The following is a 12,978-nucleotide window of genomic DNA, read 5'->3' as shown; positions in this document are numbered from 1 at the left end:
TGGCGGGCGCCACCGGGGCCCGCCACAACGCATTCTTCCACGGCCACTGGTCCGCCGTGCGTAGACGAACAGGAAGGACCAGGGAGGAAACACATGGTCAAGTCGATGTTATCAGCCGGTGCCGCGCTGGCGCTCGTGATGAGCTCCGCGCCGTCATCGGCCAAGGAGCTGAAATCGATCGGCGTGTCGCTGGGCTCACTCGGCAACCCGTTCTTCGTCGCGTTGTCGAAGGGCGCCGAGTTCGAGGCCAAGAAGACCAATCCCAACGTCAAGATCACCGCGGTCGGCTTCGAATATGATCTCGGCAAGCAGGTCACCCAGATCGACAATTTCATCGCCGCCGGCGTCGACATGATCCTGCTCAACCCGGGAGATCCCAAGGCGATCGGCCCGGCGATCAAGAAGGCGCAGGCGGCCGGCATCCTCGTCGTTGCGGTCGACACCGCCGCCGAGGGCGCCGATGCCACCGTGACGACCAACAACGTGCAGGCCGGCGAGATCTCGTGCCAGTACATCGTCGACAAACTCGGCGGCAAGGGTGACGTGATCATCGAGAACGGGCCGCAGGTGTCGGCGGTGATCGACCGCGTCAACGGCTGCAAGAGCGTGTTCGCCAAGGCCCCCGGCATCAAGGTTCTCTCCAGCGACCAGGACGGCAAGGGCTCGCGAGAGGGCGGCCTCACGGTGACGCAGGGCTATCTCACCCGCTTCCCGAAGATCGACGCCATCTTTGCCATCAACGATCCGCAGGCGATCGGCACCGATCTCGCTGCGCGTCAGCAGCAGCGCACCGGCATCATCATCACCGCGGTCGACGGCGCCCCCGACATCGAGGCGGCGCTGAAGGATCCGGCCTCGCAGCAGATCCAAGCCTCGGCCTCGCAGGATCCGTTCTTCATGGCCCGCCGCGCCGTGCAGATCGGCGTCGGCCTGCTCAATGGCCAGAAGCCGGCCTCGACGGTCGAGCTGCTGCCCTCCAAGCTGATCACGCGCGACAATGTCGGCGAGTACAAGGGTTGGACCTCGGAGCGGAAGGAATAGAGTTCGATCGTCGACCCGCATCTGATTGAAAGCATCGAGAAGCGCCGCCCTCTCTGGGGCGGCGTTGTGCTTGGAACCACATTCTGTCTCGTCGGCGTGCCCTCAACGACCGATCGCCGCGGACTCGCGCGTCGATGGCAGATGTGGCAATCAACGTTCTCGACGGCGGAATTCAACCTGCGCTGGTGGCATTGGAGCTGGCGGTTCCTCCCGGGGATGGCTGCCAAGCTCGACGATCTCGGCCGCGGCCTGGTGCGGGCGCAGGGCCTGTTCCATTCCACAGCAGGAATTCCTCGCCGCGCTCGGCCGCGCATAGGACCGCGCTCAATCAGCGCCCTGTCGCGTTTGCGACAAGACTCCCCTGTTTGTCCCCGCTTTCCGCTGGTCCGGAACTTGCGTGGGCCTGCCTGACGGCATCAATCAGCAGGCGATCCGATGGCTTTCACCGCAGTCTGTCCGACAAGCGCCATGACCGAAGGCGGCATGGGCCTGTACCAGGTCGGCAAGAAGAGCGTGCTGCTGCTCTGGCCCCGTGGCGGCGAGCTGAAGGCCTATCGCGGCCGCTGCCCGCATGCCGACGTGCCGCTGGCGGAAGCGACCTTCGACGGCCGGACGATCACCTGCCCGCACCATCAATGGGGCTTCGACGCCACCCATGGCAAGTGCGTCACCCATCTCGTCCGCAATGCGCTGCACGCCTACCCGCTGCAGGTCGAGGGCGATGAGATCCAGGTGGATGTCGGGCCGGTGAAGCCGGCGCGCGCCGCGAGCTGATCGGGCCCAGGCCGGCCGCGGGGCGCTCGACGGTCGCGCGGCAGACACCTGCCCGCACGCCGCCGCAGCTATCCCGTTGCCATCAGCCGCTTCATGAACTGGTCGACCTCGCGACGCAGCGTCTCGACCTCACCATGGACCCGCTCGGAGGCATTGTTGACCCGCGCCGCGATCCGGCCGGTGTCGGCGGCAGCGCTGCTGATCGCGCCGACATTGGACGCGACCCGTGCCGTGCCGGACGAGGCTTCCTGAACGTTGTGCGCGATGTCTCGCGTCGCCGCCGCCTGCTGGTCGACCGCGGCCGAAATGGCGGAAGCGATCTCGTCGATCTCGGCGATCGTTCGCGCGATCGCCTCGACCGACGCGACCGACGTGGAGGTCGAGTGCTGCATCTCGTTGACCTTGGCGCTGATCTCTTCGGTCGCCTTGGCGGTCTGATCGGCAAGACTCTTGACCTCGGCCGCAACGACGGAAAAACCACGCCCGGCGTCGCCGGCCCGCGCCGCTTCGATCGACGCATTCAGCGCCAGGAGATTGGTCTGTTCCGCGATCTCGCTGATCAGCTTGACCACGTCGCCGATCCGGACCGCGGCATCGGCAAGTTCGCGGATCTCCCCGCCGGCACGATTGGCCTCGCTGACCGCACGCCCGGCGCTTTCGGTGGAGCGTGAAACCTGCCGGCCAATTTCGGCGATCGAGGACGCGAGCTGATCGGCCGCGCCCGCCGCCGTCTGAACATTGGACGACGCGCGCCCCGAGGCGGCGATCACATCCTCGGTCTGGCGGCTGGTTTCCGTCGCGGCCGTCGCGACGTGGCCGGCATCGGACTCGAGATCCTCCGCTGCACCGACGAGGCTGACGACGATCTGGTCGAGTTGGGTGCCGAACTGCCGTGCCAGACCCGCAATGTCGACCACCCGGCGGCCGAGGCTGTCGGTGCCCTGGTTGATGATCGCCGCGGACCGGCGGAATGCGCCAGGCAGGCCTCGCGCCATGATCTTGCGGAAATGCTTGCCGCGGCTGGCATAGTCCATAGAGGCCGACGCTTCGCGCACGAAGGCGTCGGTGATGTCGAGCATGTCGTTGATCGATTTCTGCAACAAGCCGATGTCGCCGTGCTGGCGCCGGCTCAGCACCCGCGGCTCGAGGTTGCCTTTGGCCGCGCTGTGACACACCATGGCCGCCTCCGCGACCACGGCAGCCGCCAACCGCAGCTGCCACAGGGCAAGGCCGAGCAGCAGCGCGACCGCGATGAGCAGCGCTCCGCCTGCCGCGGGCGAGGTCGTGCCGGCGACGACGAGCCAGGCCAGCGCGCCGAGTGTCAGCAGCGCCGCCGCCGCGATCGCGATCTGCGCCTTAGAGAGAGAGCACGAACTCATCATATTCAACGCCTTGTTGTTTGATCGCCGCGACCATCATGTCAAAGCTTGCGCGCAGGCCATCCTTGGCATTGGCGTGGCGCGCCTCTTCGTCGCACAGCGCCTTGTAAATGGACTTGAGCCGCTCGATCGGCGCTCGCTCGGGTCTGCGGCGGTTGGAATGGTAGCCGATGATATTGCCCTGGTCGTCCAGCGTCGGCGTCACATGGGCGAGCACCCAATAATGGCTGCCGTCCTTGGCCAGGTTGACGACATAGGCGAAGATCTCGCGCTTGGCCTCCAGCGTGTCCCACAGCAGCTTGAAGACGCAACGCGGCATCTCGGGATGGCGGATCAGGCTGTGAGGCGCTCCCAGGAGCTCGTCATAGCTATACCTGGCCATGCGAACGAAGACGTCGTTGGCGTAGGTGATGCGTCCCTTGCGGTCGGTCTTCGAGACGATCAGGTCTTCTTCGCCGAGCATGTGCTCGATTCCCGTCGGCTTCACAACGTGGGCCATGGCTGGTCCTCCTTGCGGTCATCACGATGCGGGGCGGACAGACGGGATGTCCCGGCCTTCACGGACGGTCCGGTCGAGGCGCTGGCGGAACCGGCGTCGTCCGGCATGCGGCCGGGTGTCGCCGAGACCCCCATCGACCGGCTTTCGTCGGCTCAGGAAAAAGGCTGTCCGCCTCACCGGCCTCAATCTGACGTTAACTGTCAAACATCGCGTTAACCGGGAGGTCCGCCAAACTACAGAGACCGCCCGCGGCAGGGACGGGACGCGCCGGCTCGATGGTCGGCGTTGGGTCTGGACCGCTGGCCGGAGGATCGCATCGGCCGTCGCCTTGTCGGAAGATGTGGCACAAGGACCAGGAGGTGCGTACGTGACGCCACGCAACCTCGTGAGACGCGCACGGGCCGGTCGGGGCGCTCATGCCCGACCGGCCCGGCGCCCCCTGCCTCAGAAGAAGCCGAGCTTCTTCGGGCTGTAGCTGACCAGCATGTTCTTGGTCTGCTGGTAGTGGTCGAGCATCACCTTGTGGGTCTCGCGTCCGACGCCCGACTGCTTGTAACCGCCGAACGCCGCATGCGCCGGATAGGCGTGATAGCAGTTGGTCCAGACGCGCCCCGCCTGGATGTTGCGGCCGAAGCGGTAGCAGGTGTTGGCGTCGCGGCTCCACACGCCGGCGCCAAGACCGTAGAGCGTGTCGTTGGCGATCGCCAGCGCCTCGTCCTCGGTCTTGAAGGTGGTGACCGAGACGACCGGCCCGAAGATCTCCTCCTGGAACACGCGCATCTTGTTGTGTCCCTTGAACACCGTCGGCTTGACGTAATAGCCGCCGGCGAGATCGCCGCCGAGCATGTTGCGCTCGCCACCGATCAGGAGCTGCGCACCCTCGTTCTTGCCGATGTCGATGTAGGACAGGATCTTGGTGAGCTGCTCCGAGGAGGCCTGCGCGCCGATCATGGTGGCGGGATCGAGCGGGCTGCCCTGCACGATCGCTCCGACGCGCTTGAGCGCACGCTCCATGAAGCGTTCATAGATCGATTCATGGATCAGCGCGCGGCTCGGGCAGGTGCAGACCTCGCCCTGGTTGAGCGCGAACATCACGAAGCCCTCGATCGCCTTGTCGAGGAAGTCGTCGTCCTCGGCGCAGACGTCCTTGAAGAAGATGTTGGGCGACTTGCCGCCGAGCTCGAGGGTCACCGGGATCAGGTTCTGCGACGCGTATTGCATGATCAGCCGCCCCGTCGAGGTCTCGCCGGTGAAGGCGATCTTGGCGATGCGGTTCGACGATGCCAGCGGCTTGCCTGCTTCGAGGCCGAACCCGTTGACGACGTTGAGCACGCCCGGCGGCAGCAGGTCGCCGACGATCTCCATCAGCACGAGGATCGAGGCCGGTGTCTGCTCGGCCGGCTTGAGCACGACGCAGTTGCCGGCGGCGAGCGCGGGCGCGAGCTTCCAGGCCGCCATCAGGATCGGGAAATTCCACGGAATGATCTGGCCGACGACGCCGAGCGGCTCGTGGAAGTGATAGGCGATGGTATCGTGGTCGATCTCGGCGATCGAGCCTTCCTGCGCGCGGATCACGCCGGCGAAATAGCGGAAGTGATCGATGGCGAGCGGGATATCGGCGGCGGTCGTCTCGCGGATCGGCTTGCCATTGTCCCAGGTCTCGGCGAGCGCGAGCTTGTCGAGATTGGCCTCCATGCGGTCGGCGATCCGGTTGAGGACCATCGCGCGCTCGGTGACGCTGGCGCGGGCCCAGCCGTCCTTGGCGGCATGCGCGGCGTCGAGCGCGGCCTCGATGTCAGAGGCATCGGAGCGCGCGATCTGGCACACCGGCTGGCCGGTGATCGGCGAGATGTTGTCGAAATATTTGCCGGCGTTGGGGGCCTTCCAGGCGCCGCCGATGAAATTGTCGTAACGCGCAGCGAACGGCGGCTTGAACGCCGCATTGACGTCAACCTTGGTCATCTGTCTCTCCCATTCACGCCGATGCACACGGCGTTGGAGACAGGCTCGATCAAACCGACGCAACAGACCAGAGGCCGGAGCGAGCGCGTCCGAGGAAGTGTCGCAGTTCTGCGACATCTTGGCTGCGATTCGACAGCCGCGGCGCGTTCACCGCTCGAGCCCGAGCCGCTTCATCTTCCGGTGCAGGGTGGCGCGCGACATGTCGAGCTCCTTCGCCGCCTTCGAGACGTTGCCGCCGGCGCGCGCCAGCGCGCGCTTCAGAACAGCACGCTCGGCGGCGTCGATGTCGTCGCCCTCGGTGGTTGCGTCCTTGATCAGGTCGCCGGCTGGCACCGGGCGCGCCAGCGCGGACGAAGAAAGGTTGAGCGCACGGCGCGCCGCCCGTGTGGCACCGATGACGAGGTCGTTGCGATCGACTGCCAGCAGCGAGTTGATCTCGCGCTCGCTGTCCGGCGTGAGCACGATGCGGGCGTGCGGAAAGGCCTGGCGGAAATTCTCCGCCTCGATCAGGCGCGCGGCATCCGCGACGGTGGTCGCGATCAGCCGGCTGAAGCCTTCGGTGAGATCGGCACGACAGGAGGAGACGTCGAGCGCGGCCTTGAGCTGACCGTGCTCGTCGAAAATCGGCGCGGTGGTGCAGAACAGGCGCGCGTTGCGCGACAGGTAGTGCTGATCGCGGTCGATGGTCAGCGGCCGCTTCTCGACCAGGCAGGTGCCGATGGCGTTGGTGCCCTCGTGCCGCTCGCTCCACACCGCGCCGGTCCACAAGCCCCAGGATTCGAAAGTGGCGTCGTCCCCGCGGGCGCCGCGGCGCTCGAGCACGGTGCCGTCGGCATCGGCGAGCAGCACCGAGCAGCCGACGCCCCCAACCGCCAGGAACAGCCGGTCGAGGCTCGCCTGCGCGATCGCGAGCAGCCGCCCGAGCCGCGCGCGCGCGTCCGCGATTTCGGCGGCAGTCAGGCGAGCCGGCAGCTTCGGCGTGGCGGGATCGAGCGCATGGAGATGGCCGGAGCGGCGCCATGATGCCGCGAGCGCCGAGACCGCCGGCGCGCCTCTGTCGGCTCTGCTGTCAGCGTCAGCCTTCGCATCCCCCTTGGCCAAGGCCTCCAGGACGCGATCCGAATGGGCATTCCCGGGCGAACGCCCCATGTCCCTCCTCCCGGCTCTGCCCGCGTTGGCGCAGCTTACTGCTAGACTAGCGCAACTACAGCACCGCGGTTTGACCGGCGTCAAGGAACGCCGACCAGGCTGCAATCCTTCGCTCGCCGCCGGGGCCGCGACCGATGCCTCACTTTCCCCGGACGACTACGGGGGTGTCGCAACACTGCGACACTCCCTCGCCCGAACTGGTCCGTGCGCCCTGAAATGGAGCCGGTGCCTTAAAGCGCATTAATCCTCAGTCCGGATGGTTCCCGCACGCGCTTCGCACCGACGAACGTCATTGCCCGGTGTCGCGAGGCAACCATGAGAGGGAAACATGCGCCTATCCTTTGCGGCAATACGCTCCATCCAGACCAAGATCGCCTTGATCGCCGGCTTCTGCCTGGCGCTCACCTGCGTCATCCTGATCGGCTACGGTCTGTTCTCGACGCAGAGCATGAACCAGTACGTCAACCACGAGGTGATGCAGCTGGTCGATCGCCAGACCAAGGAGAGCCTGATGAACCGGGCCTCCACCGAGGCCAACGTCATCAAGGCCGAGCTGGAGGTCGGGTTCGACGCCGCGCGCACGCTGGCGCAGTCCTTTGCGGTGTTGGCTGACGCCAAGAACGGGACCGCCACGAGCGCCCGCCGCGCGCAGCTCAACGCCGTGCTGCGGCACGTGCTGGAGCTCAATCCCGCCTTCAACGGCACCTATTCGGCCTGGGAGCCCGACGGGCTGGACGGCAACGATGCGGCCTTCAAGGCCAACAAGGAAATGGGCTCCGACCACACCGGCCGCTTCCTCCCCTATTGGACGCGAAGCGCCGGCGGCGCAATCGCCGTGCAGCCGCTGGTCGAATACGACAGCAGCGAGCGCCATCAGAATGGCCTCGTGAAGGGCGCCTGGTACATCAACCCGAGCACCACCGGGAGGGAGAACATCCTAGGACCGCTGCCCTACATCGTCCAGGGCAAGCCGGTGTTCCTGGCCACGATGTCCGTTCCCGTCATGATTGACGGCAAATTCCGCGGTCTCGCCGGCGCCGACTACAATCTCGACTTCGTGCAGAAGCTGGCGGTCAAGATCAACACCTCGCTGTTCGACGGCAAGGGCAAGGTCGTGATCCTCAACGACACCGGCCTCGTCGTCGCCGACAGCGCCGACCAGAACGTCATCGGCAAATCCGCCGCCGAGGCCGACTCGCGCTGGGCCGACAGCGCCGCCATCGTTCGAACCGGCAAGGGCACCGTTCTCGACGAGCCCAACAATCCCAACGTCGACATCTACGCCCCGATCACATTCGGTCTCACCGACACGCCCTGGTCGGTCGTGATCTCCGTCCCGCGCGACGTCGTTCTCGCCTCCGCACGGCAGCTCGACGCCTCGCTCAGCGGCCGCTCGACCAACAACACGCTGTGGCAGCTCGGGGTCGGAACGGTGATCACGGCGCTTGCGATCTTCCTCATCTGGGTGGCGGCACGGGGCATTGCCCGTCCGATCCAGGATTGCGCCGTGTTTGCCAATGGCATCGCCAAAGGCGACTTCAACCAGACCCTCACCATCGAGCAGGCGGACGAGGTCGGAGCCCTCGCCACCTCCCTGAAAGCCATGCAGGGCGACCTGAAGCAGAGCATCGCGCAGCGCGCCGAGGACCAGGCCGCCGCCGACGCCCAGCGTCGCCACGCGATGAGCCAGATGGCGGATCAGTTCGAGGCGTCCGTCGGCGGCATCGTCGAAACCGTGTCGGCTGCCTCGAGCACGCTGGAGACGTCGGCCGGCTCGTTGAGCGCCACCGCGGAGCGGGCGCAGACGCTGGCTACGACGGTCGCCGCGGCATCGGAGCAGGCGTCCACCAACGTGCAGTCGGTGGCGTCCGCGACCGAGGAGATGGCCTCCTCGGTGACCGAGATCAGCCGCCAGGTGCAGCAGTCCGCGCGCATGGCCAACGAGGCCGTCACGCAGGCACGCTCCACCACGGGGCGGGTCGGCGAGCTGTCGAAGGCGGCCGCGCGGATCGGCGACGTCGTCGAGCTCATCAACAGCATCGCCGGCCAGACCAACCTGCTCGCCCTCAACGCCACCATCGAGGCGGCACGGGCGGGCGACGCCGGACGCGGCTTTGCCGTGGTCGCCACCGAGGTCAAGGCGCTTGCCGAGCAGACCGCGAAGGCGACCGGCGACATCGGCCAGCAGATCGCGGGCATCCAGACCGCCACCCAGGAGTCCGTCGGCGCGATCCGCGAGATCAGCGAGACCATCGAACGTCTGTCGGAGATCTCGGCCACCATCGCCGCCGCAGTCGAGCAACAGGGCGCGGCGACGCAGGAGATCTCGCGCAACGTCCAGCAGGCGGCCCAGGGCACGCAGCAGGTCTCCTCGAACATCACGGATGTGCAGCGCGGCGCAAGCAGCACCGGGACCGCGTCCTCCGAGGTGCTGTCGGCCGCGAAGCTGCTGTCGCGTGACAGTGGCCGCCTGAGGGACGAGGTCGGCAAGTTCCTGAGCTCGGTCCGCGCGAGCTGAGCGCCGGCCGACCAAAACCGAAAAGGCCGCCTGGATGAGCCAGGCGGCCTCGTCGTGTTGGATGCAATGCGTCTGCTGCTGATCTCAGCGGCCGCCGCGCGACAGCATCTCGAAGCGGTAGTTGACACCGACCATCGCCGTGTGGAGCTGGGTCTTCTGGCTGACGACGTTCGGCCCTCCGGTGATCGCGGCGGCGCCCGGCAGCGTGCCGGTCACGGTGCCGAAATCGGCGTAATCATATTCCGCGAAGGCCGACCAGTTGCGGGCGAACATCCACTCGACGCCGGCGCCGACCGTCCATCCGCTGCGGTTGAACGCCACGCTCGCCGACTGCCCGGTGGCGGTGTTGACGACCGAAACGTTGGTCCGTGTCCACGCCGCACCACCGCGCACGTAGGCCAGGATCTCAGGTGTCACGAGATAGCCGGCACGCACCGTGGCCGTGTAGAGGTTGCTCGTCCGCGTGTTCATCGTCAGCGCCGGCCCGAGCGGGCTCGACGCGTTGATGATGCCGATATCGGCCATGGCCTGGATGCCGACCACGAAGCGGTCCATCTGATAATCGCAGCCGAGCTGCAGGCCGCCGATGACGTCGCTGCCATTGCTCGAGATGGCGGTCGGAATCTGCACGGCAGCGACGGGCAGCGGCGCCACGTTGCCGCCGCCTGCCACCGGCGGCTGGTTCTGCGGCGGCGGGTTGCCATTGTTGCCCTGCGGCGGCGGGTTCGGCTGGCCGCCGCCATTGTTCGGCGGCGGATTCTTCGGCGGCCAGGGCTTGTCCGGATGATACGGCCATCCGCCATGATGGTCGTTGCCGCCCTGCTGCTGCCAATGATCCTTGTCGGGCTGCTTGTCGCCATAGCCGCCCTTGCCGTCATCATTGTCGCGCGGCTTGCCGCCCCAGCCATAGCCGCCATGCTTGTCGTCGTCGCGTTGATCCGGCTTCAGCCAGGCGTAGCTGTCACGCTCGCTCTTCAGCGGCTGCTTCGACCAGCCGAAACCGAGTGGCTTGTCGTATCCGTCGTCCTTCTTCCCACCCCATCCGGAAGCCGGCTTGTCGTGATCGTCCTGCCGATCACGGTGCAGCCAAGCCGATCTGTCGGAGTAGCCGCTCGAATGCAGCTGCGACCAGCCGCTCGACTTGTCATGGTCGTCGTCGTGATGCTTGTCGAACCAGCCGCCACCATATTTGACGTCGTTGTAGTTGTTGTCCTTGTTCTTGGATGGCGCCGACGGCCAGGACGACTTGTTGTCGCCGCCTTTCGATCCAACCTTTGGCCAGTCGTGATCCTTGTCGCCATACGGCTTGCCGGGCTGCCACCAGCCCTTGTCGCCGCGCTCACAGATCGGGGGCTTTTGCGGCGGCTTATGCGGCGGCTTCCACCCGCCGTTATTCCCGCCGGGGTTGTTCGGCGGCGGCGGGTTCGGCGCAGGGTTTGCAACCACAGGCGGCTTGACCACAGGCGGGTTGTTCGCATTGCCGACCGGTTGCTGCACGGGCTGAACGGGCGCGGCGGCGGCATTGGCGACCTGGCTCCACGTCTGCTGCTGGCGTGACCAGGCCATCCCGGCATTCGCGCCGGCATGGCAGCCACTCCACCTGTAGGCGAAGACGTCAGGCGGCGGGAGCGGGGGAGGCAGGGCGAGATCAGTCGCCCAGACCGATGTCGTACTTCCTGCGAAAGTAGATAGGCAAAGGCATACGCCAAATACGCGACGCATCGAACTCACAACTCCTGAACACGTGCCGCAACAAACGGCGGCCGCATCAGGAGGGTGAGATTGTGTCGCGAACTGAATTGAAAAATGTCATTCGGAAGGAATGCAGATCGGGCCCCCGACGCGATCGAGATTCGGCTTTGACTGTTGCACGCAAGATGCAGGATTCTGGCAAAAAGAAGCAGCGCGCGACACGATTGCGACAAATGGCGCGATGCGCGATGCCGTCGCGGCTCATGAGTTCATTCGTAGACGAACGTGCGCACCGAACTCACTGGATGCGCAGCGCGCGGCCCCGCGCTCGACGGCATGCTTCCTAATCGCGCGCACCTCGCGATCGTCGTCCTTCACATCTACTACACGTCTCGATTGCATCACATCGAGCAGGGCGGCATATCGGCTGCACGGTCGCCATCGTCTTCGACGCGCCGACGCTCGGCGGTCCATGCGTGTCGACAACCCCTGCTCTTGGTTTCGCCGTTATCGCGCAGCCTGTGCGACGTCATCGATCGGGAGAGAAAGCGGCGGACGCCGCCGTAATCGCACCGAATGAGGCGTGGCTCCGTCAACGTTGCGGCAACTCATCGGGGGCGCGTGCCGCGAAGCATCCATAATTGCGGCCGGTTGTGTCGTGCTCACTCGCCGGGCTCGAAGGCCCCGCAGAGGGTGTCGATCCGATCCTGCACTCCGCAGAGATGCACCCATTTCCGCTCGTTCTGGATTGCGATGAGGATGGAACGAAGCAAGGGCACGGCCGATCGCGACCGGAAATACGGATTTGAGCTCGCCGCCAAATCGTCCGGTCATCAGCACAAGCGCCGCCTGCGCCGCCCGCGCATCATGGCTGGGCTCGCCTCGGCCATGACGACAGACTGAGGCCCGTCGGGCGGATCAGCGCAGCGTGATCCGCCGCACCGCGCGGTGCGCACGGCACATAGCGTGTCATGCCACCATCATCACGGATTGCGCCGGGAGAACGAGATGGCATAGGCGCCGTTGCGGATGTCGATCATCGGATCGTCGGAGGCCTCGATGCCGTCGGTGAGCTGGCCCGGCAGGAACAGCAGCTTCTTCTGCGCGGCGTCACTGTCTTCGACCGCCTTGTCGATCGTCAGCACGCCGAGCTCGACCAGCTTGCGATCGTCAGGCCACGGCTTTGCCGGATCCTTGGTGTCGTCGCCGGCCGCGGCGAGCTGCGCCTTGAAGCGGAACGTCACCGGCCCCTGCTTCAGCCGCGCCGGCAGCTCGGCCATCAGGAAGTCCGGCGCGCGTTTCGCCGCGTCCTCCTGGTCGATATGCACGACCTTCTCCGGCAGCATCTGCCAGCGCACCGCCTGCTTCTCGCCGGCCTTGTTGACGAGGACGAAGGCGTTGACGCCGAAATAGGCCTCGTCGGCAAGACTGTCCGGCGTCGCGATGGTGCCGAGCGCCGCCGGCACCGAGGGATGGCTGGCGACGAACTGCTCGAGCCTGGTCGGCTTGGCCGCGTTCGGTCCAGAGTCCGCGATCGCCAGGAACAGATCGCGCAGCTCCGCACCGGTCGAGACGGGGAAGAATTTCAGCGAGTTGATCACGAGGTCCATGTCGCTGCCGTCGGCGAGATGAAACTTCACCGCCATGCCGTGCGGATTGGCGTCGCCGGATCCGTCCGGCAGGTTCGGCACGCCGGTGGAGTCCGAGAACCGCACCGTCACCGGAATCTCGCCGCCGCTGAACAGCGACGCCTTGCTCAAGGTCGCCGCCTCGGTCGACGGCTTGAACTTGCCCTCGACCACGACGCCCTTGGCGTGATTGGCGCGAAAGCCGGCGTGCACGCCGAACACCTTGTTCATCGCATTGACGAGTTGCTCCTCGACCGGCGGTTCCTGCGCGAGGGCAGCGGCGGGCAACGCGAGAGCAATCCCGGCCAGCGCGGCAACGAGTGTGCGTATCGTCAT

General features: G+C 66.3%; 10 protein-coding genes. 4 read left to right on the top strand and 6 right to left on the bottom strand.

Translation table 11 applies throughout. The features are described 5' to 3' along the window. Window positions 1-93 precede the first annotated feature (93 nt). Both ACQR13_RS06610 and ACQR13_RS06605 read left to right on the top strand, forming a co-directional pair. Window positions 94-1,041, top strand: a complete 948-nt coding sequence (locus ACQR13_RS06610; RefSeq protein WP_315713942.1) for an ABC transporter substrate-binding protein — start codon at window positions 94-96, stop codon at window positions 1,039-1,041. Window positions 1,042-1,476: 435 nt separating this feature from the next. Further along, the gene (locus ACQR13_RS06605) at window positions 1,477-1,815 is read left to right on the top strand and encodes a Rieske 2Fe-2S domain-containing protein (protein ID WP_315713941.1); all 339 of its coding nucleotides are present in this window, start codon (window positions 1,477-1,479) and stop codon (window positions 1,813-1,815) included. A 68-nt stretch (window positions 1,816-1,883) separates the two neighbouring features. Here ACQR13_RS06605 and ACQR13_RS06600 read toward each other — a convergent pair whose 3' ends face one another. The 4 genes from ACQR13_RS06600 to ACQR13_RS06585 form a co-directional block, all read right to left on the bottom strand. Continuing rightward, complete coding sequence (locus ACQR13_RS06600) at window positions 1,884-3,194, bottom strand: methyl-accepting chemotaxis protein (protein WP_434862678.1); 1,311 nt, start codon at window positions 3,192-3,194, stop codon at window positions 1,884-1,886. After that, window positions 3,172-3,693 (bottom strand): PAS domain-containing protein, encoded by a 522-nt coding sequence (locus ACQR13_RS06595; RefSeq protein WP_434862677.1) that lies wholly within the window; start codon window positions 3,691-3,693, stop codon window positions 3,172-3,174. Before ACQR13_RS06595 ends, ACQR13_RS06600 begins: the two co-directional genes overlap by 23 nt. A 444-nt stretch (window positions 3,694-4,137) precedes the next feature. Further along, window positions 4,138-5,655, bottom strand: coding sequence for an aldehyde dehydrogenase (adh, locus tag ACQR13_RS06590; RefSeq protein ID WP_315713938.1), 1,518 nt, complete (start codon window positions 5,653-5,655; stop codon window positions 4,138-4,140). A 147-nt stretch (window positions 5,656-5,802) separates the two neighbouring features. Then, window positions 5,803-6,804, bottom strand: a complete 1,002-nt coding sequence (locus ACQR13_RS06585) for a helix-turn-helix domain-containing protein (protein ID WP_315713937.1) — start codon at window positions 6,802-6,804, stop codon at window positions 5,803-5,805. 328 nt (window positions 6,805-7,132) lie between these two features. Between ACQR13_RS06585 and ACQR13_RS06580 the strand changes: the two genes are divergently transcribed. Continuing rightward, window positions 7,133-9,322, top strand: a complete 2,190-nt coding sequence (locus ACQR13_RS06580) for a methyl-accepting chemotaxis protein (RefSeq protein ID WP_316201426.1) — start codon at window positions 7,133-7,135, stop codon at window positions 9,320-9,322. 84 nt (window positions 9,323-9,406) lie between these two features. Here ACQR13_RS06580 and ACQR13_RS06575 read toward each other — a convergent pair whose 3' ends face one another. Next, window positions 9,407-10,888, bottom strand: coding sequence for an outer membrane protein (locus ACQR13_RS06575; protein ID WP_434862676.1), 1,482 nt, complete (start codon window positions 10,886-10,888; stop codon window positions 9,407-9,409). Between the two features lie 885 nt (window positions 10,889-11,773). On the opposite strand from ACQR13_RS06575, the gene ACQR13_RS06570 reads away from it, so the two are divergent. Further along, a complete protein-coding gene (locus ACQR13_RS06570) occupies window positions 11,774-11,917 on the top strand; it encodes a hypothetical protein (protein WP_315713934.1) in 144 nt (47 codons plus the stop codon). Between the two features lie 80 nt (window positions 11,918-11,997). Here the strand turns inward: ACQR13_RS06570 and ACQR13_RS06565 are convergent, their stop codons facing one another. Then, complete coding sequence (locus ACQR13_RS06565; protein WP_434841707.1) at window positions 11,998-12,978, bottom strand: catalase family peroxidase; 981 nt, start codon at window positions 12,976-12,978, stop codon at window positions 11,998-12,000.

This window comes from Bradyrhizobium sp. HKCCYLRH3059, from assembly GCF_051168035.1.
GTDB lineage: Bacteria > Pseudomonadota > Alphaproteobacteria > Rhizobiales > Xanthobacteraceae > Bradyrhizobium.
This window is presented reverse-complemented; position numbering and strand designations above follow the sequence as displayed.

Excerpts from the sequence above, each read along its gene's own strand:
- ACQR13_RS06605 (WP_315713941.1), top strand. The coding sequence starts at position 1,477 with ATGGCTTTCACCGCAGTCTGTCCGACAAGCGCCATGACCGAAGGCGGC.
- ACQR13_RS06575 (WP_434862676.1), bottom strand. The coding sequence starts at position 10,888 with ATGGCCTGGTCACGCCAGCAGCAGACGTGGAGCCAGGTCGCCAATGCC.
- ACQR13_RS06600 (WP_434862678.1), bottom strand. The coding sequence starts at position 3,194 with ATGAGTTCGTGCTCTCTCTCTAAGGCGCAGATCGCGATCGCGGCGGCG.
- ACQR13_RS06580 (WP_316201426.1), top strand. The coding sequence starts at position 7,133 with ATGCGCCTATCCTTTGCGGCAATACGCTCCATCCAGACCAAGATCGCC.
- ACQR13_RS06565 (WP_434841707.1), bottom strand. The coding sequence starts at position 12,978 with ATGACGATACGCACACTCGTTGCCGCGCTGGCCGGGATTGCTCTCGCG.
- ACQR13_RS06570 (WP_315713934.1), top strand. The coding sequence starts at position 11,774 with ATGGAACGAAGCAAGGGCACGGCCGATCGCGACCGGAAATACGGATTT.
- ACQR13_RS06595 (WP_434862677.1), bottom strand. The coding sequence starts at position 3,693 with ATGGCCCACGTTGTGAAGCCGACGGGAATCGAGCACATGCTCGGCGAA.
- adh (WP_315713938.1), bottom strand. The coding sequence starts at position 5,655 with ATGACCAAGGTTGACGTCAATGCGGCGTTCAAGCCGCCGTTCGCTGCG.
- ACQR13_RS06610 (WP_315713942.1), top strand. The coding sequence starts at position 94 with ATGGTCAAGTCGATGTTATCAGCCGGTGCCGCGCTGGCGCTCGTGATG.
- ACQR13_RS06585 (WP_315713937.1), bottom strand. The coding sequence starts at position 6,804 with ATGGGGCGTTCGCCCGGGAATGCCCATTCGGATCGCGTCCTGGAGGCC.